Consider the following 26,581-nt stretch of genomic DNA (forward strand, 5'->3'; position numbering starts at 1 on the left):
GACTCCGCATAGTGCGGAGTGTGAGAGGGAATTGTGTTCTTTAGGGGGGATAAATCAGTGGTAGTTACCGGCTGTGGGACTAACCGGTTACAGCGGCTCGCCGAGCAATGGCTTCTGCTTGACGGAAGAGCGGCGCATCCACCATCTGGCCGTCTAAACTGAAGGCACCGGTGTTCTTTTCCGCTTCCGCCAAGAGCCGACGCGCCCAGTCAATCTCCTCGTCGCTAGGGCGATAAGCCTGGCGGATTGTCGGGACCTGACCTGGGTGAATACAGACGGTGGCAGCGAATCCCAACGCAGCGGCATCGGCTGCCTCCGCAGCTAGCCCATCCGCGTCGGAGATATTGACGTAGATGGAATCCAGACTGGCCTTACCGTGCGCCGCTGCCGCCAGGTGAACGTGGCTGCGGGTATGTACCGCCACACTGCGGTAGCTGCCCGCATAGATACGGCCCGGCGCGAGTGCAGCCTCTGCTTCGCTAAAGCGTGATGACGTTCCCGCCAAGCCCGCCACCAGGTCCTCTGCGCCCCAGAACAGCGCAACGACGCCATCGGCCTGCGCCAGCTCTTCGGCGCGCATGACCCCAAGCGGAGTTTCGATAAGGGCAATGACCTGGGTCTTCTCCCCCAGTGCCGCTACCAACTCATCCACTTGCTGCGCCGAGGAAGCCTTGGGCAGCATCACCTGGCGGAAAGCGGTGCCACGCAGCATGTCAATATCCGCTGCGTAGTCCTCAACCTCCGGTGGATTGACACGCACAATGGTGCGGGCCGGATCGAGGTCACAGGAGACGATAGCCTCGCGGGCAGCCTCACGGTTTTCTGCGCGACAGCCGTCCTCCAGATCCAGAATCACCATGTCGGCGCGGTCAGCAGCTTTGCCGAATCGCTCTGGCCGATCGGCCGGCGCAAACAGAATTGCAGGGCCCAGCGGCTGCCAGGAGTTATGCGTAGACATGAGCCACTCACTTCCCCGCTGAAGCTGCGTTCTCGGAGCCGTCGTCAAGCGAAGTCGGTGCGCATTGGACGAGCGTGGAACGGACTGCGCGGCAGACGACGGTGCCGTCCTGGTTGCGTCCGATGTGCTCGAGCTCGACGATGCCCTGGTTGGGGCGGGACTTGGACAGGCGCTTGTTACGGCAGACGGTCTCTGCGTACAGGGTGTCGCCGTGGAACATCGGTGCGGGAAACGCCACTTCGGTGAAGCCGAGGTTGGCGACGATGGTGCCGAGCGTCAGCTGCCCGACAGACAGCCCGACAACCGTCGACAGCGTCCACATCGAATTGACCAGGCGCTCGCCTCCGAATCCCGGCTGCTGGCTCGACCAGTGCGCATCCAGATGCAGTGGCTGGGTGTTCATGGTCAGCGTCGTGAAGAGGACGTCATCGGTTTCAGTGACGGTTCGCCCCGGACGGTGCAGGTAACGCGCGCCAACCTCGTACTCTTCGAACCACAGTCCGCGCTGGACGACGTCGTGGGTGACTTCGGTTGCGTTGTTGTCAGCCATTTTTACAGCCCCAATCCGCGCGCGATCAGCATGAGCTGCACTTCTGTGGTGCCCTCGCCGATCTCCAGGATCTTGGAGTCGCGGTAGTGGCGTGCCACGCGGTACTCGTTCATGAACCCGTAGCCGCCGAAAATCTGCGTCGCGTCGCGCGCGTTGTCCATCGCAGCCTCCGAGGCAATCATCTTGGCGATGTACGCTTCACGACGGAACTCTGCGCCCGCGGCCATCTTTGCGGCTGCGTCGTACCACGCCATACGTGCGGCATGCGCACGCGCTTCCATTCGTGCGATCTTGAAGGAAACGGCCTGGTACTCACCAATCGCACGGCCCATGGAGTGGCGCTCCTTGGCGTGGCGGACCGACTCATCAACACAACCCTGCGCAGCACCGGTGGCAAGCGCTGCGATTGCGACACGCCCCTCGGCCAAGATGGACAGGAAGTTAGCGAAGCCGCGACCACGGGTGCCCAGCAGGTTCTCCTGCGGGACGCGAACATCGGTGAAGGTCAGTGGGTGGGTGTCGGAGGCATTCCAACCGACCTTGTCGTAAGCCGGTTCCGCGACAAAGCCCTCCGTGCCACTCGGCACGATGATGGTAGAAATCTCCTTCTTGCCATCTTCCTTCTGGCCGGTGACTGCGGTGACAGTAACCAGCGAAGTAATATCCGTGCCGGAGTTGGTGATGAACTGCTTGGCGCCGTTGATGACGAAATCATCGCCGTCTTCACGGGCTGTGGTGCGGGTGGCGCCGGCGTCGGAACCTGCATCCGGCTCGGTGAGACCAAAGCCAGCGAGCTTCTTACCAGCAGTCAGCTCGGGCAGGTAGATCTCCTTCTGCCTGTCATTGCCGAAGTGGAAGATTGGCATGGCGCCCAAACCAACGCCGGCTTCCAGGGTGATAGCGACCGACTGATCGACTTTAGCCAGCTCCTCCAGGGCGATACCGAAGGACAGGTAGTCACCGCCCATGCCACCGACTTCCTCGGGGAATGGCAGACCGAACAGGCCCATTTCGCCCATCTGCGAGACAACCTCGTACGGGAAAGTGTGGTTGCGGTCGTGCTCGGCGGAAACCGGGTCGACAACTTCGTTGGCAAATTCGCGAACTACTTTCTGCAGTTCCACGTATTCGTCGTCGAGGATGGCGGTTGCAATCTTGGTGCTTTCGGACATGATGAGTGCTCCTTAAAAGATTTTGTAGGTGTGGGACTTGATTGGCGTTAGACCTGGTTGGTGCGTTTCGTGTGGGTTTTTATTCCTCGGCTTCGGCCACAGTGATGACCGCCAGTTGCTGGTCACCGGTGACCTGATCGCCCGGCGCGACGGTGAAGCTAACCTCACCTGCAATTTCGGCAGTGAGAGTGTGCTCCATCTTCATGGCCTCCATGACCAACAGAGCCTCACCAGCTTCGACGCGGGCTCCCTCCTCCACCGCCAACGCGATAATCGCGCCGGGCATCGGAGCTTGGATGACGCCAGAGCCGCCTGCATCGGCTTCGGCACCGGTGGTGACTACCTCGGTGCGGGGCAATACCCAGGTGCCGTGGGCACCGGCGACGACGTACTCTTCGTGGTTCGCCGACCCCGCATTGTCGATGGTCTCGACCAGGAAGTGCTGTGCGACTCCGTCGCGGACGATGCGCAGATGTTCCCCGTCGCGAAAGACCGAAACTTTGTAATTTCGCGGTTCTGGAACGTCGATATCTTCGTTCTCCGCTTCGGCCGACAGACCTGCGACTACGTCACCGACAACGACGTCAGCACTCGCCGGGGTGCCCACAATCGAGATCAGACGCGAGTCCTCCCCTGCCCCAAAGCGAATGCGCTGCGCGGCAGGCGCACTGGCACGCCAGCCATCCGGGGTCAGCCACGGTGAGTCGGTGGCTTGTTCAAAGCGGGAAGTCAGCCAGTCCATCGCAGCGGCGAGGTAGACATCGTCCGGTGTTTCGGAGGTGGCGAAGCCTTCCGCCACGCGGTCGAGCAGACCGGTATCAAGATCGCCGGCGCGAACCTCGGGGACGTTCAGCAGGTAGCGACAAAAGTCGATATTGACTCCGACACCTGCGACAACGGTGTCTCCGAGCGCTCGGTCCAACCGCTCGAGCGCCTGCTCACGGTTTTCCCCATGGGAGATGATCTTCATCAACATCGGGTCATAGAGAGATGAGACCTCGGAACCGTCGACAATGCCGGAATCCACCCGGATTCCCGCCCCGCTCGGCTCGACGACACGTGTGACCGTGCCACCGGTGGGCAGGAATCCCGCCGCCGGGTCTTCGGCATACACGCGAGCTTCAATCGAGTGACCGGTGAGAGTTACATCTTCCTGAGCAACCGGCAGTGGGCGTCCCGAGGCAATGTCAACCTGCAGCGCCACCAGATCCAGGCCGGTGACCTGCTCAGTCACGGGGTGCTCAACCTGCAGGCGCGTATTCATCTCCATGAAGAAGAACGACGACGGGTCCTTCGCCGGCACAATGAACTCCACCGTGCCCGCGCCGACGTAGCCGACCGAGCGGGCCGCGTCACAGGCCGCTTCACCAATTGCGCTGCGCGTTTCCTCATCCAGCAGAGGGCTCGGTGCTTCCTCGATGACCTTCTGATGGCGTCGCTGCAGCGAGCACTCACGCTCGCCCAAGTGGATTACATTGCCGTGTTTATCTGCGAGAATCTGCACCTCGATATGCCGCGGGGTGTCGACGAAGTGCTCGATGAACAGGGAGTCATCGCCGAAGGCACCCGCCGCTTCACGACGGGCCGTCGCGAGCGCAGCCGGCAGGTCAGCAGCGTTTTCCACGCGGTGCATCCCCTTGCCGCCACCGCCTGCCGACGGCTTAATCAGTACCGGAAAGCCAATCGATGGGGCTGCCTCAATGAGGTCCTCGTCGCTAAGCCCGGGGCGAGACAGACCCGGCACGGTGGGAACATCGCGGGCTTCGACGGCAGCGCGGGCGGAGATTTTGTCACCCATGGTGTTGATGGCACTGGCCGGTGGGCCAATGAATTCAATACCTGCTTCCTCACAGGCGGTCGCGAAGTCTGCGTTTTCAGACAGAAAGCCGTAACCGGGGTGGATTCCGTCTGCGTCGCAGCGGCGAGCGGCATCGATAATCTTGTCGATAACCAGGTAGGACTCACGTGCCGGAGATGGGCCAATGTGGATGGCCATATCCGCCATGCGGACGTGAGGGGCGTCGGCATCGGCATCCGAGTAGACCGCGACGGAGCGAATTCCGTTGTCACGAAGGGTTCGAATAATGCGGCAGGCAATCTCCCCGCGGTTTGCGACCAATACGGTACTCAGGCTGCCGCCAGCTGCGTGGGGCTGCGTGTTGTGCGCTGTCATGTGCCCTGTGTTTCCTTTCCAGAAAATGCGGTGTCGAGAGTTTTTAGCTGGTTACTACATGCGGAAGACGCCGAAGCCCTGTTCATCCAGGGGCGCGCCACTTGCCACATCGAGGGCCATGCCAAGAATTCGGCGGGTATCTGCGGGATCGATGACACCGTCATCCCACAGGCGAGCCGATGAGTAATAGCAGTGCGACTGGCGCTCAAACTGCTCGCGGATCGGAGCTTCAAACTCCTCCTGCTCTTCCTGCGACCAGCTCTCACCTGAGCGTTCAATCTGGTTGCGACGAACCGTCGACAGCGTCATCGCCGCCTGTGGACCGCCCATGACGGAAATGCGAGCATTCGGCCACATCCAGAGGAAGCGCGGCGAATATGCGCGACCGCACATGGAGTAGTTGCCGGCGCCGAAGGCACCACCGATGACTACGGTGAACTTGGGCACGCGGGTGGTAGCCACGGCGTTGACCATCTTGGCGCCGTGCTTTGCGATACCGCCGGCCTCGTATTCGCGACCAACCATGAAGCCCGTGGTGTTCTGCAGGAATACCAGTGGGATGCCGCGCTGATCACACAGCTCGATGAAGTGCGCGCCCTTCTGCGCAGATTCCGCGAAGAGAATGCCGTTGTTGGCGATAATGCCGACGCGGTGGCCGTGGATGCGGGCGAAAGCAGTGACCAGGGTCGTACCAAATTCGGCCTTAAACTCCTGGTATTGACCTCCATCCACAATAATTTCAATAACCTCGTGAACGTCGTAAGGCACTTTGGCATCGACGGGGACGACATCGTAAAGATCGGTCTGGTTGCGAGTCGGCGAGACGGTGGATTCTGTGTCCCACGGAACTTCCGGGTCCTTGGGGAGCGTTGCGACGATATCGCGGACACGACGCAGTGCGTCGGCATCGTTAACCGCGAGGTGGTCAGTAACGCCGGAGGTCTTGGAGTGCAGTTCGCCGCCACCGAGTTCCTCTGGTGTGACATCTTCACCAGTTGCAGCCTTAATCAGTGGCGGGCCTGCCAGGAAGATGGTGCCCTGGTTTTTCACAATGACCGCTTCATCGCTCATCGCCGGCACATAGGCGCCACCGGCGGTACAGGATCCCATCACGGCGGCAATCTGCGGAATCCCGCGAGCGGAAAGGTTGGCCTGGTTGTAGAAAATGCGACCGAAATGATCGCGATCAGGGAAAACTTCATCCTGGTTGAGAAGCATGGCCCCGCCGGAGTCGACCAGGTAAATGCACGGCAAGTGGTTAAGGCTGGCAATCTCCTGTGCGCGCAGGTGCTTCTTGACAGTCAACGGGTAGTACGTTCCGCCGGAAACGGTTGCGTCATTGGCTACAACCAGGCAGCGACGACCTTCGATGATGCCAATGCCGGCGATGACGCCAGCAGCCGGAACCTTGCCGCCATACATTTCGTGGGCCGCTAGCGGTGCGACCTCAAGGAAAGGGCTGCCGGGGTCAAGCAGTTGGTTGATGCGCTGACGTGGCAGCAGCTTACCGCGGGAAATATGGCGAGCACGGGCACGTTCGGAACCACCGCGTGCTGTTGTGCTAAGCAGCTCTTTGAGCTCTGCGACGAGCTCTTCGTGGCGCTGTCGGTTGGTCAATGCTGGAGCGTGAGTCATGGGCGAAATACTTTCCGTTAATGACTATTAACTTTCTTGACGAAAAGATTAATGTGACCCCAGTCACCTCACAACAAATTTTGTTTCTTAGACCACACTTTCACCCCCGGAAGTCTTTTATGCAGCTTGAAATACACACCTCTCCCCGAGGTCGCAACATGTTTCCAATAGAGATTTATGTTTCCCCTAGAAATCTGTTTCGGGGGTGAATTCAACTGAATGTGAGCGCCCTGCACCGCACAACAAAGCCGCCTGACCTCACACTGCTGAGCACAGTGAGGCCAGACGGCAGAAGAATGAATACGGATTATTGGTTGTTAATGCCCAGCGCAGCGAGGGCCATCTCAAAGGCATTTTCCCTTGTCGCCTCGGGGCCCGCCCATTTGAGCACATGCCTGGAAGAGTTAATCAACCCAGCGGTGAGCTGGACTTTAAGCTGCGCCTCGTCGGAGGTGAGTTCGGGCTGTAGTTCACGCAGAGCGTCCACCCATAAGACCATGTAAAGACGCTGCAAGGAACGCACTTTTGCGCTCTGCTCTGGCGCCAGATTTCCCCCTTCGCGCTCTTGGACACGAATGCGATCGGGCTCCGTGACTGCAAAATGCACGTGATGCGCAAGGAGGCCCCGAAGAGTCTCCTCTGGCTCCCAATCATTGCTCTTTGCTCGATCGAGAACTGCTCGCGCACCATCGACAAGTCGGATAGAAATATCGATGAGGATCTGCGCCAACAGCTCTTCCTTGCCGCTGAAGTAACGGTAAAGAGCTGGGCCAGAAATGCCGACAGCGGAGCCAACATCCTCCAACCGAGTCTGATGAAACCCTCGGTCGGCCAGGATCGCAGCAGCAGCGGAGAGAATCTCTGCTTCTCGACGCCGTCGCGCTTCGGTTCTACGTGACATAAGCCCTTATGTTAAACGCATTGGAGCCATTTCGTCTGCATAATTATCACCAGCGCCTGCCCTCAGCGTGTGTTCACATAGACCACGGCTCGACAACAGACACACATCCTCGCCCACAGGTCCCCACACGTCCGGGTAGAGAAAAACCGCCGAGGTGACAGTTAGCACCGCGGCGGTTAGCCCCTAATCCAGTAAGGAATTAGTGGAAGAAGTGACGAGTACCTGTCATGTACATGGTGACGCCAGCTTCCTTGGCAGCAGCTATGACCTCTTCGTCACGGATGGAACCACCTGGCTGGACAACTGCCTTCACACCGGCATCAATCAGGACCTGCAGACCGTCAGCGAACGGGAAGAAGGCATCGGACGCAGCGTAGGCCCCCTGAGTACGGTTTTCTCCGTCGGCAAGCGTATTTGCGCGCTCAACGGCGAGCTTTGCGGAGTCCACGCGGTTGACCTGGCCCATGCCGACGCCGACGGTGGCGTTGTTCTTGGACAGCAGGATGGCGTTGGACTTCACAGCGCGGACGGAGCGCCATGCAAACTCGAGCTCAGCCAGCTCTTCAGCATTCAATGCCTCGCCGGTGGCCAGCTCCCAGTTCTCCGGCTTATCACCCTCTGCCTGGTAAGTATCCGGATCCTGGGTGAGCAGACCACCCGAGATAAACTTGTTCTCGGTGGTCGGTGCTTCGTACTCGGCGACGAGAATACGCAGATTCTTCTTGGCCTTCAGCACCTCAACGGCACCGTCTTCGTAGGACGGAGCGACGATGACCTCGGTGAAGATGTCCTTGACCTGTTCGGCCATCTCAACGGAGACCTCGCGGTTGACGGCAATGACACCGCCGAATGCGGACATCGGGTCACATGCGTGAGCTGCGCGGTGAGCTGCGGCGATGGACTCATCCGAGACTGCGATGCCGCACGGGTTAGCGTGCTTGATGATTGCCACACACGGGCGCTCGTGATCCCAGGCGGCACGCCATGCGGCGTCGGCATCCTGGTAGTTGTTGTACGACATCTCCTTGCCGTTCAGCTGCTTGGCGTTTGCCAGCCCCTTGGTACCAATGCGGGTCAGAGTTGCCGACTGGTGAGAGTTCTCGCCGTAGCGCAGCGGAGTCGGAGTGGATCCCTCAGCGCCACCGAGCTGCTCAACAAACCAGTTGGACACAGCTGCGTCGTAATCAGCGGTGTGCAGGAATGCGTCGCGAGCGAACTCACGGCGCTGCTCGAGGGTGAAGCCGCCTTCCTTCACGGCGGTAGCGACATCGCCGTAACGAGCCGGGTCGACGACGATGGCAACCGACGGGTGGTTCTTCGCCGCAGCGCGAACCATCGACGGGCCTCCAATGTCGATCTGCTCCACGCATTCGTCGTAGGAAGCGCCCGAGGCAACGGTCTCCCGGAACGGGTACAGGTTAACGACAACGAGCTGGAAAGCCTCCACACCGAGCTCCTTCAGCTGAGCCAGGTGGTCTTCCTTGCGGGTATCAGCCAGAATGCCGGCGTGAACACGCGGGTGCAGCGTCTTCACGCGGCCCTCGAGGCACTCCGGGAAACCAGTGAGATCCTCAACCGGGGTCACAGGCACGCCAGCTGCAGCAATCTTGCCAGCCGTGGAACCGGTGGAAACGATTTCCACGCCAGCCTCGTGCAGGTCGCGAGCCAGCTCCTCGAGCCCAGTCTTGTCGTAGACGCTAATCAGAGCGCGCTTGATCGGTTTACGCTGCGTGTTGTCGTTGGTCATTTCAGATAAGCCTTTCGTCCGTCACGCTCAATTCCGTGATCGGCAATCGAGTGCAATACATCAACCAGGAGTCGGCGTTCGACAACCTTGATTCGTTCGTGCAGGGTCTCCACCGTGTCGTCGTCCTCGACGGCCACTGGCTGTTGCGCCAGAATCGGCCCGGTGTCCACTCCATTATCAACGATATGCACGGTCGTGCCGGTGACCTTCACCCCGTAGTCAAGTGCATCCGGTACCGCACGCGCCCCTGGGAAGGACGGCAGCAGCGCTGGGTGCGTATTAATGATGCGATTGCTGTAGGCCTCCACAAATGATGGCCCCAGAATGCGCATGAAACCCGCCGAGACAACGATATCCGGCGAAAAACTGTTCACGGCCTCTAAAACACGAATATCCCAACCTTCTCGGTCCTTCTTTGCCTCAGCATCGAAAGGCACCCGAAAAGTTGGGATATTGAGGTTTTGAGCCCTCTCCAGCGCCGGACAATCCTTGTCCGAACCAACCGCGACAATCTGAACCTTTTCAGCGTCCAGCAGTTCCAGCATCGACTGCAAAAGGGAGCCCAGGCCAGAGGCCAGGACTACGATGCGGAGCTGCTTGCTGGAGGAATTATTGTGCGAAATTTCTGCGACGGGCTGTGCTTCAGTCACGGCGTTTAGCTTACCCAGCCCGGCAGAGACCCCAAATTCCGCTCCCCCTAAGTTGGCTTAGCTCTTTTGGCTTGACGACGGTTCCCCGTCGCCGCCTTCCTCCGAGTCTTCGGTGTCCTCATCGGATTCGTCCTCGTCGGTCGCATCTACTTCGCCCGATGCTTCTCCGCCTGCGGCGCTTTCTGAATCCTCTTCAGAGTCGTCCGATTCCTCAGCGTCTTCTGAAGTGTCTTCAGACTCAGCACCGGACTCTGATTCCTCCTCTGTGTCGGACTCGGCTTCGTCTTCGGAGGTCGCTTCATCTTCGGAGGTCGCTACGACTTCCCCGTCGACAATCTCCTCCGACTCCTCCGAACCGCTCCCGTCATTGTCGGACTTATCGGCGTCGCCGGCATCCTCAGCCTCAGCATGACCGTTTCCATCTCCCGCAGGCTTCGGCGGGAACTTCTCGGCGGCCACTTCCGAGACTCCATTGTCCCTACCAAGTGACGGCACACCGGTCATCGCAACAACCACGATGGCCCCCGGAACAACCAGCCACATCGAGCCGAGCAGTCCAGTCAGCCACCAGGAGGCACCGGCCCACCCAAAGATGCCAACCTCACCGCCGAGCAGCCAAGCCAGCCCCATGAGGAAGATGATCGACCACACGGCAGCGAGAACGACGACCAGGTAGGGCTGCTTCGGTGCAGATTTCTTCAGGAATGCCACGACGCGCCAAGCCGCAACGGCTGGCGGTAGCACAATCAGCACTCCGAAAGCCCAGTGCACCAGCGACTGAGGCATGGCAGCCAAAATCGGCAGCGGTGGCAGCTGAGCCGGGTGCACTGCGAACAGCCCAGCCTCCGCTGGCCCAAACGTCGATTTTCCGCCCACCAGCACACCGACAGCACCGAAGGCCACATTTGGCAGGTACAGCAGCGAGAGGCCGCTGACCGCAACACTTTCACCGACGGTATCCGTGATTGCAAATGTCTCTGCCAGCAACTCTCGATGCCAAATCAGCGAAACGAGTGTCACCACAACACCGGCCAGCCACAGCCATGCCACGTAGCTGCCCGCCAGACGGGCCGACCCGAGCAACCACTCCGGCAGCTTCCGGCGCAGCAGTAGTGCACGCAGCAACCGCTGCCCCATTCCCAGCACCAAGGCCACGAGATTTACAAGCAGCGCGGCTGCAATCGCAAGGCCGAAACTAGGGGTCTGAACGCGGGGAAACACCTTCGACGCGTCGTAAAGCATGAGCCACGCGATGATGGTGAGAACAATGGGCGTGCCCAGATACGCGCCGACCAACGCGCGGACATCCTTGATGCTGATGCGGTCAGCGACTTCGCGGCGTACACGCCAGGCGATGAACAACACCATCAGCACCGCGGGCAGTGCTGGTGTGAGCCCCAGCGTCGTGCCGTTAAAACGGAACGGCGCGAGGTTAAAGATCATCCACATCGACGCGATACTCGCTGGAAGCGGAGACATTCCAGCGCCACTGACGATGACGCCAATCAGAGCTACCGAGATGATGAACAGCAATACGACGCCGTAAGAACCGGCAACAGACAGCCCAAACCGGCGTGTACGAGGCGAGTTAATGAAACGACGGAACCCCGAGGGACGCCCCTTGCGTGACGACGTTCCGGAGCCCCCCGCTTTCATCTTCGTCGTGGCGGCTCGATTGCTGTCGGCACCGACGCTGCGCGCACCGCCAGTCTGACCGGCCTGCGTATTCTGCCATGCGCGGGCAGTGCGCTCGCTGCGGACGCTACGGGAACCCCCGCCGCTGCCACCGGCACCGGTGCGGCTTCGCCGATTTCGATCGCTACCGGAGGAACCTCTCCGCGAATCCGCGCCTTTCACAGTGACATCGTCCTTCCCGCGTCTAATCATTGACAGCTGATTGCCCACCTATATAGATAGGGTGCCACGCAAGGGTGCGTCACAGCCATGGCCATATAGTGCCATACATACAACGCCTCTTTGTTTAGGCATTGCAGAGTCTAATTTGAAGGTACGGATCCCAGGACGGACGGTATCCGTTGAGTCCGATCTCCTTTTGCCCCCTCCCCCCCCAAAGTGGCTTCACCTTTGGTTTCCATTTGTCAACGCCGATGGGTTACTTTTTGCCACCCCCGCGACCACACCCTTAGTTCACCCGGAAACTACTTGCCGATCCCCCTACCCAGCCCCTCGATTAAGGGGCATCCGCCATAAATCCCCTGGCAACACACCGGTTGCGCTTCACCGGATCCGTGATACAAGACAACAGCCCCACGGCCACAGCACGGCCCTATTGAACTGAAACTGACGAATCAGCGAACAAGTTCTCTAAAAACAAGTTGCTTGCCCTATATCGAACCGTTATTATCGCAGAAGTTAGATAACAGTTGGGTTACAAAGAGTTTCGTTGGCAGGGAGATTGAAGTGACGTTTTTCAATGCTCGTCGCGGAGGCGGAAAGCACCGCAAGGTAGAGGTTTCCGCAACTTCTCGCGCAGCACTGGTCGCACTGTCCGCATCGACGATCGCTTCCTCCAACGCGGTCGCCCACGCAGCTGAGACCGAGAATAAGGCTCCGGAGAACTCAGCTTCGACTCAGACCCGCGCTGCTCAGCCGAAGAACAACGCTCCGATGGTGCTGGCCTCCAGCTCCTTCAATCCGAGCACTAACCTCAGCGACCACCTCGCTACGGCGTTGCAGTACAACCAGGAGCGCGTTGCTCGCGACCAGGCTGCCCGCGCTCCGAAACTCTCCATCCCGACCGTGGGGCTGCTGACCTCACCGTTCGGCTCACGCTGGGGAACCTTCCACTACGGTGTCGACCTGGCTAACGTCACCAACACCCCAATCATGTCCGTCATGGACGGCACTGTTATCGATGCAGGCCCGGCTCAGGGCTACGGCCAGTGGATTCGCGTTCGCCATGACGACGGCTCTGTTTCCGTCTACGGCCACATCGAGTCCATCTACGTTGCTGTCGGAGAAGCTGTCCGAGCTGGTCAGGTCATCGCCGGTATGGGCAACCGCGGCTTCTCCACCGGTACGCACCTCCACTTCGAGATCCACCCGGATGGCACCACTCCGGTCGACCCGGTGACCTGGTTCATCCAGCGTGGTCTGAACCTGAACTAATCAGGTATCGGCACAGGTACGAGCAAGCCTGGCCGCTCTGCGAAGGCCCTACCTGTGCACCGGCCCCTGTTTGACCGCGGCTGCAAGCCTCCCCTGATTAAATTTTTCAGAAACCGGCATCGCCGCCGGTACTGGGGCTTTACTCTTGACACATGGCAGAGACTCAAACATTCCGCATGTGGAAGAAGTTGGCTGCGACTCCAGTCGTCGGCAAGCGTCTATTTTCCTTAACCGCCGCATTGACGGCGCCATATTTCCGCACAATCTGTCCCAAGCTAGAGACGATGCAGCCTGGACTGGCGGTAGCGCGCATGCCCGCTTGGTGGGGCGTGCGTAATCACATTAAGTCCGTGCATGCGATTGCTGCGTGTAACCTCGCTGAATTCGCGATGGGCATGCTCTGTGAGGCCAGCGTACCGACAACGCATCGCTGGGTTCCAAAGGGCATGACGACGAACTACAAGCGCATCTCCGTTGGTGGCCTGACGGCTGTGGCCAAGGCTGAGTTGCCGGACTTCTCCACCATCACACCGGAGACTGGTGGGGTAGATTTTCCCGTCCACATCGTGCTGACCGATGCCAACGGCACCGAAGTACAAGATGCCACCATCAACTGCTGGGTGACAGCGAAGAAGCCTAAGTAGCCTCCACGCGATAGTGGCACGTGCACGGCCGCGGGTAGGGACGGCCAGTCGGGCGGTGGTTGTTCTTTTACAACTTCTCCATGGGCACGCCGCCGATAAGCATCATGCGGACCTTACCTGCGGATCCAAAGTCAATCATCGCAGTTGCCCGGGGCGCGGCCCCTTGGACCTCAAGCACAGTGCCTAAGCCGTACTTGTCGTGAACAACCTTGTCACCGGGCTCTAGGTGCAAGACCTGATTCTTCTTTCGGGATGACGCACCAGAGTTAGAGGATCCACCAGAGCCGAAGCCCGAGCTGGAACCGAAGCCCGACGAGGCACCATGGCCACGACCGAACGCGCTGCCCGCGCCGTAGCCACCAGAGCCAAAACCACCAGAACCGGCGCCCCAGCTTCGAGCCGGAGCCTCGCGCAGCCAATCAATCAGGTCGCTTGGGACTTCCCCCAGGAAACGTGAGGGAGGATTATTCTGCGGCGAACCCCACGAGGACCGAGTCACAGCTCGCGTGAGATACAGCTGCTTGCGAGCACGGGTAATACCGACATAGGCCAGACGCCGCTCTTCGGCCAGCTCCTTCGGATCGCCCAGGGCGCGCAGGTGCGGGAACAGTCCGTCTTCCCAGCCGATGAGAAATACCACCGGAAACTCCAGGCCCTTGGCCGTATGTAGCGTCATCAACGTCACTACACCGGTGTCATCATCCGGAATCTGGTCCGCATCCGCCACCAGAGAAACTCGCTCGAGGAATGCCTGCAGACTTCCCGGCTCTGCTTCCCCATCGTTGTCGAAGTCGGCCGTGAAATCACGCGCGAGGTCATTCGCGATCTCAGATTCCACCTCGGACTCGCCACTGGTATCAGCACCGCTTTCAGCATCAGCTGCAGCGCCAGAGCCTTCATTTACATCAGCGCTAATATCCACCGACGACATCATCCGCGCCTCTGCAGAGAACTCCCGCGCAACGCTGACGAGCTCATTGAGGTTGTCCAGGCGCGTGGCATCTTGCGGATCATTGGAGCGCTCGAGCTCCGACTTGTATCCACTGCGGTCAATAATCGCGTTGACCAAGTCACCGATATCGGCCAGTTCACCGGATGCCATATCCGCCGCCAGAGCATCAATCATCTCGACGAACGCCGCCATCGCGTTTCGACTCCGCGCCGCCACCGCCGGAACCTTGCCCTCAGCTACGGCACGCAGCGCCGTGCCAAACGAGCACCGCTCGTCTTCGGCATAGAGCGACACATGCGCCACCGCACGGTCACCGATTCCACGCCGCGGCGTATTGATAATGCGACGCAGCGAAACATCATCGTCGAAGTTCTCAATAACGCGCAGGTAGGCGACAATATCGCGTACTTCCTTACGCTCATAAAACCTGGTGCCACCAACCACCGTGTACGGCACGCCCATACGAATGAAGACATCCTCTAGAGCACGGGAGGAATGATTGGTGCGGTAGAAAATCGCCACATCCGAGTACGAGTGCGGCCCGTAATCGACCAATTGCTCAATCTCGTTAGCAATAAACCGGGCCTCATCGTGCTCATTGTCCGCTACGTAGCCCTTGATCTTGCCGCCCTCACCGAGATCGGTCCACAGCTTCTTCTCCCGGCGATTCTCATTGCGCGCGATCAACGCATTGGCCGCCGACAGAATCGTCTGCGTCGAGCGATAGTTTTGCTCCAGCAGAATCGACGTGGCCTCCGGATAGTCCTTCTCAAACTCCTCAATATTGCGAATAGTCGCACCACGGAAGGCATAAATGGACTGGTCCGAATCGCCCACCACACACAGCTCACTCGGAGGCACATCTCCACCGGGCTTGCCGACGAGCGTCGAGACCAAAACATACTGCGCATGGTTGGTGTCCTGGTACTCGTCCACCAACACATGCCGGAAGCGGCGACGGTAATACTCTGCAACCTGCGGGTGACTGGTGAAGATCCGAACGACCTCACCGATTAGATCGTCAAAATCCACGGCATTAGCCGCCCGCAGCCTGGTCTGGTACTCCAGGTAAACCCGTGCAACGACGTCATCAAAAGGATTGCGCGTCGTCGAGGCATCCGCGATGGCCTTCTCCGGGTCAATCAACTCATTCTTGAGATTGGAGATACGCGACGAGAGCACGCGGCCGGTGAACTTCTTGGCATCCAGGTCCATGTCCTTAGCAATCATGGACAGCAAACGCCGGGAGTCGTCCGAATCATAAATAGAGAAATTGGAATTAAGCCCCGGTACTAGCGCATGCTGCATGCGCAGGATGCGCACACACATGGAGTGGAACGTGGACACCCACATACGCTGCGCCTGGTCACCGACCAGACCGGCCACACGCTCGCGCATCTCGGCAGCGGCCTTATTGGTAAAGGTAATAGCCAAAATTTGGCTTGGCAGCACTCCACGCGCACCGATTAGGTATGCAATCCTGCGCGTCAGCACAGACGTCTTTCCCGAACCAGCTCCAGCCACAATCAACAGTGGTGAACCAATGTGCTCCACTGCTTGGCGCTGCTGCGGATTAAGCCCCTCTAGCAGCGACTCTGAATCAAAACTGGGCTCGAAGCCGCCGCCAAAACCGCCGCCAAAGCTGGCAGCGCCACTCGGCGCGCTATTGCTACCAGCGCCGGCGAAGTGGCCGAAACCACCGCGGCCAGGCGTAGCACCGCCCGACTCACCGTGGTTCGAACCAGCATGGCTATCGCCACTGCGGCCATCGTCAGCATTGAAGGACCCGAACAGCATTCCAGTTTCATTTCCCATGATGGCTACTACAGTAGCCGAGCCCCCGGATTGGACTGTTCGAATCCTTTGGCACAATAAGAACTATGAGCGAAAACCCTGCGGACACTCCCGCCGCACACACCGATAACACCGACGGCGCTGAGCACAGCCAGCAAGCTGCGGCAGTATCCCCTTTTGAAGTCCGCACCCCCACCGGCACCGATGACCCGTTGAGCTCCGCGGAGATCGAACAGTACCGCAAGGAAATCAACCGCCTTGACGGGCTGATTATCGATGCCATTCAACGCCGCACCGCAATCAGTAAGGCCGTCGGCAAAACCCGCCTGGGATCTGGCGGCACACGTCTCGTGCACGGCCGAGAGGTGCAGATCATCAACGAGTTCCGCGACGCACTTGGCCCAGAGGGCCCGGCGATCGCGTCGGCGCTGCTGCGCATGGGACGCGGTCGCCTGGGCTAACCCTCGCCAGCTACTCGCCCGTCTAGCCTTCCAGGGAAATCAGCTTTTCCTCTAGGAACTCATCGATACCGGTGAAGCCACCCTCGCGGCCAAGGCCGGACTGCTTGACACCACCGAACGGCGCCGACGGGTCCGACAGCGATCCCTTATTGACCGCAACCATGCCGGACTCCAGCGCCTCTGCCGCACTAAGCGCCTTGGTCAGGTTCTCACTGAACACATACGCAGCCAGGCCAAAGATGGTGTCATTTGCCTGCTCAATCGCACGGTCGTCGTCTGTGAAGGTTGTCACCGCAACCACTGGACCGAAAATCTCTTCGCGGACAATATCCGCATCCTCGGGCACATCGGTCAGAACTGCGGGCTCGAAGAAGTAGCCGTCGGAAAGCGCGCCGCCGAGATCTGGAATCTTGCCGCCGCACTCGACCTTCGCACCGCGCTTGATCGCATCATCAACCAGATCACGAACCTTTTCCTGTTGATCGCGCAGCGCGAGTGGCCCAAGGTCCGTCGCAGGGTCGGTGCCCTCGCCCAACTTCAGTTCCGCAAAACGCTTGACGACGCCCTCGACGAACGCATCCTTCTTGGATTCATGAACAATAAAGCGATTCGGGGCGATACACACCTGGCCGCCATTGCGGAGCTTGGCGTCACTGACTGCCTGCACAGCCTTTTCGACATCGCCATCAGAGAGAATGACAAACGGAGCATTTCCGCCGAGTTCAAGGGAGACTTTCATCGAGGTTTCCGCGGCCTTCGCAGCGAGCATCTGGCCAACTTCGGTGGAACCGGTGAAGGTGAACTTGCGCAGGCGGTCATCGGAAAGCAGGGCCGAAACGTTGGCTGAGTGTCCTGTTGGCAGCGCGGAGATCACGCCTGCGGGGACACCGGCCTCGATAAGCAGTTTGCCCAGGTAGAGCATGGTCAGCGGAGTTTTGGACGCGGGCTTAATAATGACCGGGCAGCCGGCGGCGAGTGCCGGGGCGATCTTGCGGGCACCCATAGCCAGCGGGAAATTCCACGGCGTAATAGCCAAAACCGGGCCGACCGGCTGCTTAATCACCGCGACGCGCGAGGTTCCGCTCGGAGAAATTCGGTAATCGCCGGAGATACGCACAGCCTCCTCAGCGAACCAACGGAAAAACTCGCCACCGTAGCCGACCTCGGCCTTGGAATCCGGCAGCGCACGGCCCATCTCCAGGGACTGCAGCTGGGCCAACTTGTCTGCATCCCGACGGATGAGTTCAAATGCGCGGTAGAGAATCTCGCTGCGCTTGCGGGGCGGGGTTGCCTTCCACTCCTTCTGGGCGGCGACGGCGTCGTCAAGCGCCCGCTTCGCGTCCTCTTCAGTGGCAGAAGCGACCTTGACCAGCGGATTATCTGTGGCGGGATTAATTACATCGAAGGTCTCGCCATTCGACGCAGGACGGAACTCACCGCCGAGCAGAAGACCCGTGGGGACGTCTTTGAGGATGTTGTCGTAATCGGGAGTGAAATCAGTCATATTTTCCAGGGTAGGTGTCTTTGCTGAAGCGGGCTAGGGGCTCGTAGGTGGCGGATGGGGCGACGCATAAGCACAGCGGACTCGAGTTGCTGGCAGATTGTGGTCACGCCTGGTCGAATCCAGCCGCCCGGCGAGAGCGCCAAAACGCAACTAGTCTGGGGATGTATAAAGTGCATTTCGTCAAAAATTACCTGGGAGCAGGAATGACTGTAGATATCACTGGAACCGAGCAGTGGGCTCAGCTGGCTAAGCGCGTGGACAATGTTCGCGCCACCTCGCTGCGTGAGCTTTTCGCGAATGAAGATAGCCGCGCTGAGAAGCTGACTTTCGATGCGGGCACTCTCCACGTTGACCTCTCCAAGAACTTGATGTGCCTCGACGGTTTTGCCGAGCTGGTTGAGCTCGCTCGTGCAGCTGGAATCGAAGAAGCACGCGAGAAGATGTTCCGCGGTGACAAGATCAACACCACTGAAAACCGCTCCGTGCTGCACACCGCGCTGCGCCTGCCAGCAGAGGAAAATCTGACCGTCGGCGACCAGGATGTCGCTGCCGACGTGCATGAGGCGCTCGGCCGCATGCGCGATTTCGCTCGCAGCCTCCGCAGTGGAGACTGGCTGGGATACACGGGTCACACTATTAAGACTGTGGTCAACATCGGCATCGGTGGCTCCGACTTGGGCCCGGCAATGGTGACCAAGGCGCTGCGCACCTACGCCACTGCCGGCATTGATGCCCGCTTTGTCTCTAATGTTGACCCATCTGACCTGCAGGCGGTTCTGGATGAGGTCGATCCGGAGTCCACGCTGTTTATTGTCGCTTCCAAGACCTTCACCACGCAGGAGACGCTCTCCAACGCTCACGCAGCTCGCCGCTGGCTTATCCAGCAGCTGGGTAGCGAAGAAGCCGTCGCCAAGCACTTTGTTGCCGTTTCCACGAATGCCGAAAAGGTCGCCGAATTCGGCATCGACACTGAGAACATGTTTGGATTCTGGGACTGGGTCGGCGGCCGCTACTCCGTCGACTCCGCCATCGGCCTGTCCATCATGGCAGTCGTTGGCCCGATGGACTTCATGCGCTTCCTGCAGGGCTTCCGAGCAATGGATGAGCACTTCCTCAACGCTCCGCTGGAGCAGAACGTGCCGGTACTGATGGGCATGCTGAATGTCTGGTACTCAAACTTCCTCGACGCCCAGTCGCATGCCGTACTGCCCTACTCCGAGGATCTCTCTCGCTTCCCGGCGTACCTTCAGCAGCTCACCATGGAATCGAACGGTAAGTCCGTGCGTACCGACGGCAAGAGGGTGGACTACAACACCGGAGAAATCTTCTGGGGTGAGCCGGGAACGAACGGCCAGCACGCTTTCTTCCAGCTTCTTCACCAGGGAACTCGCCTGGTTCCGGCTGACTTCATCGGCTTTGCCCGCCCACGCCAGGATCTGCCGACGGCATCTGGCGAAGGTTCCATGCACGACCTGCTGATGAGTAACTTCTTCGCACAGACCAAGGTGCTGGCCTTCGGTAAGACCGCAGAAGAAATTCGCGCAGAGGGCATTGCAGAGGAGCTCGTGGAGCACAAGGTCATGCCGGGTAACCGTCCGACTACGACCATCATGGCTGAGGAACTGACCCCGGACGCTGTCGGTGCGCTGATTGCACTTTACGAGCACATTACTTTTGTCGAGGGCATTGTCTGGGGCCTGAACTCCTTCGACCAGTGGGGCGTCGAGCTGGGCAAGCAGCAGGCTGGTGACCTGTTGCCTGCAGTTACCGGTGAAGTGGCGCCTAATTCTGGCGACGCTTCTACCGATGCGCTGCTGACGTGGTACCGCGACAAGCGCTAACGTCTTCTGGCCAATTGGCCTAGATAGCTAAGAGTCCGCCTTCGGCTTGAACTGATTCTCGCTGCGGGCGGACTTTTGTTATTTGTATGGCCACTCGGTTGCGGTGAGGATGGGGCGCGGCATCCCGTCGTAAAGCGGGGTCGGGAAAAAGCGAATAGTATCTAAGTCATGTCTGCCTACATTGAAGATGATGTTCTTGCCTATCGACTTGCCGTGGGCGCCAGTGAAATTCTCAAGGGTGTCCGCAACGTAGGCCTGCTGCGTGGCCGCATTCTGGGAGATGCCGGCGACGCACTGGCACAGGAGTGGATTGCCCGCGTACTAGAGCAGCACCGTCCGGACGACGGACTGCTGTCGGAGGAAGCCGCGGATAACCGTGAGCGCCTGGACTCAAAGCGGGTGTGGATTATTGACCCACTCGATGGCACGCGTGAGTTCGCTTCGGGGCGCCAGGACTGGGCAGTTCATGTCGCTCTAGTAGAGGACGGTCAGCCGACCCACGCTGCTGTTGGTCTGCCGGATCACGGCCAGGTTTTCCACACGGGTGAGGCCAAGGCTGTGCAGGGGCCGCGTGCGGGCAAGATTGTCGTATCGCGTACTCGCCCACCGGCTGTGGCGAAGTACGTCGCTGACAAGCTAGGCATGGAGCTGGTGGAGATGGGCTCCGCTGGTGCGAAGGCAATGCACGTGCTGCTCGGTGACTACGACGCCTACATCCACGACGGTGGTCAGTACGAGTGGGACTCGGCAGCGCCGGTTGGTGTCGCTAAATCCGCAGGACTTTTTGTCAGCCGCCTAGACGGCTCCGCGCCGACCTACAATAATGTCGATACTTTCCTGCCGGATATGCTGTTCTGCCGACCGGACCTGTCGGAGGGGATTCTGGCACTGGTAAAGGAATTCAAGGATCAAGAGCAGAAGTAGGTAAGCTAGGGCGGCTATGACCGACTCCACTGACATCACGACACAGGCTCATCAGGGCATTAAGACTCCGTACGAGGATTTGCTGCGCGAAATTCTCGCTGACGGAGCAGCTAAATCAGACCGCACTGGCACGGGCACTCGCTCAGTGTTCGGCCGCCAGCTGCGCTTTGATCTGAGCGAGGGCTTCCCACTGATCACCACTAAGAAGGTGCACCTGAAGTCCATCGTGTACGAGCTGCTGTGGTTCCTCCGCGGCGATTCAAACGTCCGGTGGCTCCAGGATCATGGGGTGACTATTTGGGATGAGTGGGCAGACGACAACGGCGACCTCGGCCCAGTCTATGGCGTACAGTGGCGCTCCTGGCCCACTCCAGATGGGCACCACATCGACCAGATTGCACAGGCGCTGGAGGCTTTGAAGTCCAACCCGGATAGCCGCCGCAACATCGTCAGCGCCTGGAATGTCTCCGAGATTTCCAATATGGCGCTGCCGCCGTGCCATCTGCTGTTCCAGTTCTACGTCGCGGATGGCAAGCTCAGCTGCCAGCTCTACCAGCGCAGCGCGGACATGTTCCTAGGCGTGCCATTTAACATCGCTTCCTATGCACTGTTGACGCACATGATGGCGCAGCAGGCGGGCTTGGATGTTGGTGAGTTCATCTGGACCGGTGGTGATTGCCACATCTACGACAACCACATTGAACAGTGCGAACTGCAGGTTTCCCGTGAGCCACGCCCCTACCCCACGCTGAAGCTTCGGAAGGCCGACAGCATTTTCGACTACGCTTACGAGGACATTGAGGTCATCGGCTACGACCCGCATCCTCTGATTCGCGGTCAGGTGGCTGTCTAAGTCAGCGAAAGGTGAGTGTCGACATGAACGAGTCCACCGCTTCCACCAGCGCAAGGCCCCCATTTGTAGGGATGATTTGGGCGCAGTCTCGGGCCGGCATTATCGGCGACGGTGCGACTATGCCCTGGCATCTGCCTGAAGATCTTCAGCATTTCAAAACAACGACGATGGGCGCACCGGTCATCATGGGGCGTCGCACGTGGGACTCGCTGAATCCCAAGTTCCGACCACTCCCCGGTCGTCGAAACATCGTCCTTTCACGCTCCGTGTCCGATTTCCCCGGCGCCGAGTCCGCAACCAGCCTCGAAGCCGCGCTCGCAGCCGTCGCCGACGCGCCCGCGGCTTGGATTATCGGAGGCGGGCGTGTCTATCGCGATGCACTTTCGCTTGCCGACGAATGCGTGGTCACCGACATTGATACTGATGTCAATGTCCCGGTACCGGTCATGGCTCCCGACCTCTACGACTGGGTTCGTGTCGAGGATGGCCCGTGGCAGACGTCAACGACCGGCCTACGCTACCGCTTCTGCACGTGGCGGCGTCTAGAGGATTAGCTTCCTTTAAAAGCCTCGGAAGGAAAGCCTCCGAAGAGCATCTGGGAAGGGTGCCGAGCAAGGCTCTGAGGTGGGGCTACTGCCCGGCGGACGTATTGCGCAATGGAATATCGGCCTTGGTCCGCGCGTTGGACTAAGTATGACTGATGTGAAGACTCCACAGACCACCGAACACGTGACCATTTACGCTGCGGCCTGGTGCCCTTTCTGCCAGAACCTCATTGCTGGCCTGAAGGAAAACGGCACTCCGTTTGAGGCTTGGGACGTCGAAAAGCACGACGACCTTTCGAAGTGGGTTGAGTCCGTCAATGACGGCAACCGCGTTGTGCCGACTGTGCTGTACTCCGATGGCGAGCACGCCACGAATCCGTCTGTGGAGGAAGTCACCGCTAAGTACGCTGAACTCTCCAGCAAGTAAGCGCAGCATAAGCGCATCGGTACGTTCTTATTGCACAGCCAAAAAGCCGAGCCCCACTTTCGGGGCTCGGCTTGTTTTAATTACGAGCGCGACCGGTCATGCTGCCAGTCGCGATACCAGCATTAGTCCAGATCGTCGTGTGCCATCAGCTGACGAGCAGCCTCAGTAATCGAGCCAGACAGTGACGGGTAGACGGAGAAGGAGCTTGCCAGGTCATCGACGGTGAGCTGGTTGGAAACACACACCGCAATTGGCAGAATCAGCTCCGAGGCAGTCGGAGCGACCACCACACCACCGATAATCATGCCGGAGTTCTTACGGCAGAACAGCTTGACAAAACCGTGGCGCAGCGAGCGCATCTTCGCACGCGGGTTACCTGCCAGTGGGAAAACCTCAACGCGAGCGGAGACCTCACCGGACTCAATCTGAGCCTGGGAAACACCGACAGTCGCAATCTCTGGGCGGGTGAACACTGCCGACGAAACGGTGCGCAGGCGAATCGGAGATACGCCTTCACCGAGGGCGTGGTACATCGCAATACGGCCCTGCATAGCTGCAACGGAAGCCAGCGGGAACAAGTCGGTGCAGTCACCGGCAGCGTAGATACCCGGCACGTTGGTACGGGAAACACGGTCGACGTGAATATGGCCAGAAGGAGTCAGTTTTACGCCACTTGCTTCCAGGCCCATATCCGCGGTGTTCGGAATCGAACCGACGGTCATCAACGCGTGGGAACCGAAGACCTCACGGCCGTCGGAAGTGACGACGCGAACGCCGCCGTCCTCCGTGCGTTCGACAAGATCACAGCGGGCGTTCTTAACAACGTCCACACCGCGCTCCAGTAGGACTTCCTCTAGGGCATCTGCAGCGTCGGCATCCTCGTGCGGCAGGATGCGATCACGCGAGGCGACCATGGTGACCTTCACACCCAGCTCGGTGAACGAGGATACGAACTCAGCACCAGTCACACCGGAACCGACCACAATGAGGTGCTCCGGCAGCTCCTCCAGTTCGTAGACCTGACGCCAGGTCAGAATACGGTCACCATCAGGAATCGCACCCGGCAGAATGCGCGGGGACGCACCGGTGCTGACCAGCACCAGGTCGGCTTCAAGAGTGACCTCGCCGCCCTCGAGCAAGTCGACGGTGACGTAGTGAGTTACACGGCCCGGGTCGTGGTCATCGAGGCGACCGCGGCCCTGCAGCATCTTGATGCCCTCACGCTCCATCTGCGCGCGAACATCGTCGGACTGCTGCTGAGCCAGGCGCTTAACGCGCTCGTTGACCGCAGTGAAGTCGATTTTGCGCTGGGAAAAGTCCGGACGCAGACCCATCTCGTCCGCACGACGCATATCGGTACGAACGCCCGTCGCCGCGATGAAGGCCTTAGAGGGAACGCAATCCCACAGGACGGAAGAACCGCCCATCCCGGCATCCTCAACCACAGTGACTTCAGCACCGTACTTGGCGCCAACCAGCGCTGCTTCGTAGCCGGCTGGGCCGCCGCCAATGATTACGATCCTCTGTGCCACAAATCCTCCAAAGTTGCCGTGGATATCACAATGTAACTACCGCGGGAGGCATTTTCCCCGCTTTGCCCCCATAGTCTAACGGACAGTCATGGTTGACTGCGCGCCGTCCTCATAGCGAGCAACAATGCCAGCGAAGAGTTTCACACCAACGCCCAGGCAACGCTCGTCCACGATTAGGTCATCTCGGTGCAAATCGTGCTTGTCGCCGCGGCCGGACCAGCAGCCCAAGCGGGCCATCGCGCCCGGGACGTGCTCGAGATACCAACCGAAGTCCTCGCCACCGGACGACTGTGGGGCCTGAATGACAGCATTCTCGTCCACTCGTCGCACTGCTTCCGCAATCAGGGCGGTGCAGTATTCGTCGTTAAGCACAGGCGGCACGCCACGCTCGTAATTGATGGTGCACTCTGCGCCGGTCGGGGCGAGGACTTGTTCAATGAGTTCGCGAACCAGTGGATCGATGTCGCGCCAGGTCTTGATGTCCGCGGTGCGCAGGGTGCCGCTGACGCTGCCTTCCGACGGAATCGCGTTGTGTGCATACCCGGAGTGAACGGAGCCGAACGTGAGCACGGTGCCAGTGCGTGGGTCGACGCGTCGTGACAGCAAGCCGGGCAAATCGACAATCAATTTGCCCAGCGCATAGACAACATCGGCTGTCATCTGCGGACGGGAAGTATGCCCGCCCGGGCCATGCACCTGAATCTCCAACGTGTCGGCCGCAGAGGTGATGGCACCTGTTCGAACGCCGACGTGACCGACGCGCAGCTTCGGCTCACAGTGGACGGCAAAAATACGCTCAACGCCATTGAGCGCACCGGCAGCGATAACCTCGGGTGCACCGCCAACCATGACCTCCTCGGCGGGTTGGAAAATGAAACGCAGCGGCGTCGGCAACGTGTGCTTCTCGTGGTACTCAGCCATAGCCAGAGCCGTCGCGAGCGTAATCGTGGTGTGAAAATCATGCCCGCAGGCGTGCATGACGCCATCGTTGGTGCTGGCAAACTCCAGCCCCGTGGTCTCTGTAATTGGAAGCGCGTCTATATCGCCGCGGAAAGCGAGACGCCCCGGCAATTCACCTCCGGCTTCGCTACCGGCGAGTTCATCTTCACCAATGTCGACCATCAAGCCGGTGTTGGGAAACAGCACTGGTTTCAGCCCTGCAGCACGCAGCTTCTCCTCCACAAAAGCCGTGGTGGCGTGCTCCATGTGAGATAGCTCTGGGTGCGCATGAAGATGCCGCCGCCACTCGAGAATCTCGTTCGCGTGCTCGGCCCACCAGTGCTTAATAAACTCCTCAATCACAATTCTCCAGTGTAAGCGCTCCACCGACAGGCCGTAACAAGAGGCCTACCGACGACTGCGCCAGCGACAGCAGTGGCCGGCAAGCGCTTGAATGTCGGCGCCAGACGTACTCATGACCAGGAGTCACTTCTTTAACTTTGGCCTCTTCAATTATCAGATGTTTCACATTTTGAGGAAGTCTGCGATGATAATAGGCATGTCCGGCAATGGCACACCTAAGTCTCTCAGCATCCCCATCATCATCGTGGCCACCGCACTCGTGGTCGTCATCGGCATCGCCATCGGCCTGTCGCTGAACAATAGTGATGAGCCCCAGCGTCCGGAGGTTCCCTCCCCCTCGCAGCCGACGTCGCCCAGTTCGACACCGCCGTCCTCGACGAGTTCGACTTCTACGAGCAAGACGACCACCACGACCACAACTACGTCGAAGTCCTCCGAGACGTCGTCAAGCACGCCGAGCACTTCGACATCGTCCTCGTCGTCAAGCACGCCGAGCACCACGTCTTCGCCATCCACGACGACGAGCTCAGAGCCGACAACAGCTCCGGAGGGACAGGACTTCGGCACTGGCCGCTCCGACTTAGACGGCCTGGGCTTCGTGGGCAGCTCCGCACGCTGCGACAACGGTGACCGCGCCTTTGCTGTTATCGCCGCTGAACAGGGAATTAAGGCTGCTGCTTGTGAGACGCGCTCCGGCGAGAAGTACTACCGCTCGGATACACCACAGGGTTCCGGATCGATGGACATCATCGTCGATGAGGGCGACCGCGTTGTTGCACAAAACGGCTCGTACAAGTACCAGATGTCCCCCGACGGAGTTCTTGTGACCAAGGACAACGAGGTCGTCAAGAAGTACGCGGCAGAAGCCTGGGGAACTGCCTAAGAGA

22 protein-coding genes are annotated in these 26,581 nt (G+C 59.6%); 9 read left to right on the forward strand and 13 right to left on the reverse strand.

The features are described 5' to 3' along the window. Positions 1–79: 79 nt before the first annotated feature. The 9 genes from CRD13_RS04095 to CRD13_RS04135 all read right to left on the reverse strand — a co-directional run bounded on the left by CRD13_RS04095 (position 80) and on the right by CRD13_RS04135 (position 11,673). Entirely contained in the window at positions 80–958 is an 879-nt protein-coding gene (locus tag CRD13_RS04095; RefSeq protein ID WP_069359444.1) for a CoA ester lyase, read from the reverse strand. A gap of 7 nt (positions 959–965) precedes the next feature. Continuing rightward, positions 966–1,508, reverse strand: coding sequence for a MaoC family dehydratase (locus CRD13_RS04100; RefSeq protein ID WP_069359443.1), 543 nt, complete (start codon positions 1,506–1,508; stop codon positions 966–968). A gap of 2 nt (positions 1,509–1,510) precedes the next feature. Then, positions 1,511–2,680, reverse strand: coding sequence for an acyl-CoA dehydrogenase family protein (locus CRD13_RS04105; protein ID WP_069359442.1), 1,170 nt, complete (start codon positions 2,678–2,680; stop codon positions 1,511–1,513). A gap of 79 nt (positions 2,681–2,759) precedes the next feature. Next, positions 2,760–4,853: an acetyl/propionyl/methylcrotonyl-CoA carboxylase subunit alpha gene (locus tag CRD13_RS04110; RefSeq protein ID WP_069359441.1), complete on the reverse strand. Its 2,094-nt coding sequence runs from the start codon at positions 4,851–4,853 to the stop codon at positions 2,760–2,762. A gap of 54 nt (positions 4,854–4,907) precedes the next feature. Next, positions 4,908–6,488, reverse strand: a complete 1,581-nt coding sequence (locus tag CRD13_RS04115; protein ID WP_187401320.1) for a carboxyl transferase domain-containing protein — start codon at positions 6,486–6,488, stop codon at positions 4,908–4,910. 307 nt (positions 6,489–6,795) lie between these two features. After that, a complete protein-coding gene (locus CRD13_RS04120; protein WP_016422168.1) occupies positions 6,796–7,389 on the reverse strand; it encodes a TetR/AcrR family transcriptional regulator in 594 nt (197 codons plus the stop codon). Positions 7,390–7,588: 199 nt separating this feature from the next. Next, positions 7,589–9,136: a bifunctional phosphoribosylaminoimidazolecarboxamide formyltransferase/IMP cyclohydrolase gene (gene purH, locus CRD13_RS04125; RefSeq protein WP_016422167.1), complete on the reverse strand. Its 1,548-nt coding sequence runs from the start codon at positions 9,134–9,136 to the stop codon at positions 7,589–7,591. After that, positions 9,133–9,786, reverse strand: a complete 654-nt coding sequence (purN, locus tag CRD13_RS04130; protein ID WP_016422166.1) for a phosphoribosylglycinamide formyltransferase — start codon at positions 9,784–9,786, stop codon at positions 9,133–9,135. The genes purH and purN overlap by 4 nt, the downstream gene beginning before the upstream one ends. A gap of 57 nt (positions 9,787–9,843) precedes the next feature. After that, entirely contained in the window at positions 9,844–11,673 is a 1,830-nt protein-coding gene (locus tag CRD13_RS04135) for a DUF6350 family protein (protein ID WP_187401321.1), read from the reverse strand. A gap of 534 nt (positions 11,674–12,207) precedes the next feature. Between CRD13_RS04135 and CRD13_RS04140 the strand changes: the two genes are divergently transcribed. Then, the gene (locus CRD13_RS04140) at positions 12,208–12,915 is read left to right on the forward strand and encodes a M23 family metallopeptidase (RefSeq protein ID WP_016422164.1); all 708 of its coding nucleotides are present in this window, start codon (positions 12,208–12,210) and stop codon (positions 12,913–12,915) included. Positions 12,916–13,067: 152 nt separating this feature from the next. After that, positions 13,068–13,559, forward strand: a complete 492-nt coding sequence (locus CRD13_RS04145) for a hotdog fold domain-containing protein (protein WP_038627827.1) — start codon at positions 13,068–13,070, stop codon at positions 13,557–13,559. A 67-nt stretch (positions 13,560–13,626) separates the two neighbouring features. On the opposite strand, the gene CRD13_RS04150 is transcribed toward CRD13_RS04145, so the two are convergent. Then, entirely contained in the window at positions 13,627–16,326 is a 2,700-nt protein-coding gene (locus CRD13_RS04150) for a UvrD-helicase domain-containing protein (RefSeq protein ID WP_187401322.1), read from the reverse strand. A 65-nt stretch (positions 16,327–16,391) separates the two neighbouring features. Here CRD13_RS04150 and CRD13_RS04155 point away from each other — a divergent pair, with 65 nt between their 5' ends. Next, positions 16,392–16,766: a chorismate mutase gene (locus CRD13_RS04155; protein WP_005509925.1), complete on the forward strand. Its 375-nt coding sequence runs from the start codon at positions 16,392–16,394 to the stop codon at positions 16,764–16,766. A gap of 22 nt (positions 16,767–16,788) precedes the next feature. Here the strand turns inward: CRD13_RS04155 and CRD13_RS04160 are convergent, their stop codons facing one another. Then, positions 16,789–18,270, reverse strand: coding sequence for an NAD-dependent succinate-semialdehyde dehydrogenase (locus tag CRD13_RS04160; protein ID WP_187401323.1), 1,482 nt, complete (start codon positions 18,268–18,270; stop codon positions 16,789–16,791). Between the two features lie 203 nt (positions 18,271–18,473). On the opposite strand from CRD13_RS04160, the gene pgi reads away from it, so the two are divergent. The 5 genes from pgi to CRD13_RS04185 all read left to right on the forward strand — a co-directional run bounded on the left by pgi (position 18,474) and on the right by CRD13_RS04185 (position 22,860). After that, the gene (gene pgi, locus CRD13_RS04165) at positions 18,474–20,111 is read left to right on the forward strand and encodes a glucose-6-phosphate isomerase (RefSeq protein ID WP_101687773.1); all 1,638 of its coding nucleotides are present in this window, start codon (positions 18,474–18,476) and stop codon (positions 20,109–20,111) included. Positions 20,112–20,279: 168 nt separating this feature from the next. Next, positions 20,280–21,035: a 3'(2'),5'-bisphosphate nucleotidase CysQ gene (locus CRD13_RS04170; protein ID WP_187401324.1), complete on the forward strand. Its 756-nt coding sequence runs from the start codon at positions 20,280–20,282 to the stop codon at positions 21,033–21,035. A 16-nt stretch (positions 21,036–21,051) separates the two neighbouring features. Further along, positions 21,052–21,888, forward strand: a complete 837-nt coding sequence (locus tag CRD13_RS04175; RefSeq protein WP_069359434.1) for a thymidylate synthase — start codon at positions 21,052–21,054, stop codon at positions 21,886–21,888. A 23-nt stretch (positions 21,889–21,911) separates the two neighbouring features. Continuing rightward, entirely contained in the window at positions 21,912–22,442 is a 531-nt protein-coding gene (locus CRD13_RS04180; protein WP_070429818.1) for a dihydrofolate reductase, read from the forward strand. Between the two features lie 139 nt (positions 22,443–22,581). Continuing rightward, the gene (locus CRD13_RS04185) at positions 22,582–22,860 is read left to right on the forward strand and encodes a mycoredoxin (protein WP_038627805.1); all 279 of its coding nucleotides are present in this window, start codon (positions 22,582–22,584) and stop codon (positions 22,858–22,860) included. A 122-nt stretch (positions 22,861–22,982) separates the two neighbouring features. On the opposite strand, the gene CRD13_RS04190 is transcribed toward CRD13_RS04185, so the two are convergent. Both CRD13_RS04190 and CRD13_RS04195 read right to left on the reverse strand, forming a co-directional pair. Further along, positions 22,983–24,392 carry an NAD(P)H-quinone dehydrogenase gene (locus CRD13_RS04190; RefSeq protein ID WP_016422155.1) on the reverse strand — a complete coding sequence of 470 codons (1,410 nt, stop codon included), beginning with the start codon at positions 24,390–24,392 and terminating at the stop codon, positions 22,983–22,985. A 75-nt stretch (positions 24,393–24,467) separates the two neighbouring features. After that, complete coding sequence (locus CRD13_RS04195) at positions 24,468–25,694, reverse strand: M20 family metallopeptidase (protein ID WP_049171968.1); 1,227 nt, start codon at positions 25,692–25,694, stop codon at positions 24,468–24,470. Between the two features lie 196 nt (positions 25,695–25,890). Between CRD13_RS04195 and CRD13_RS04200 the strand changes: the two genes are divergently transcribed. Continuing rightward, on the forward strand, positions 25,891–26,577 hold the full coding sequence (locus CRD13_RS04200; protein WP_141747104.1) for a hypothetical protein: 687 nt from the start codon (positions 25,891–25,893) through the stop codon (positions 26,575–26,577). Positions 26,578–26,581: the final 4 nt, after the last annotated feature.

The organism is Corynebacterium sp. LK26 (assembly GCF_014335085.1).
GTDB classification, from domain to species: Bacteria; Actinomycetota; Actinomycetes; order Mycobacteriales; family Mycobacteriaceae; genus Corynebacterium; species Corynebacterium jeikeium_D.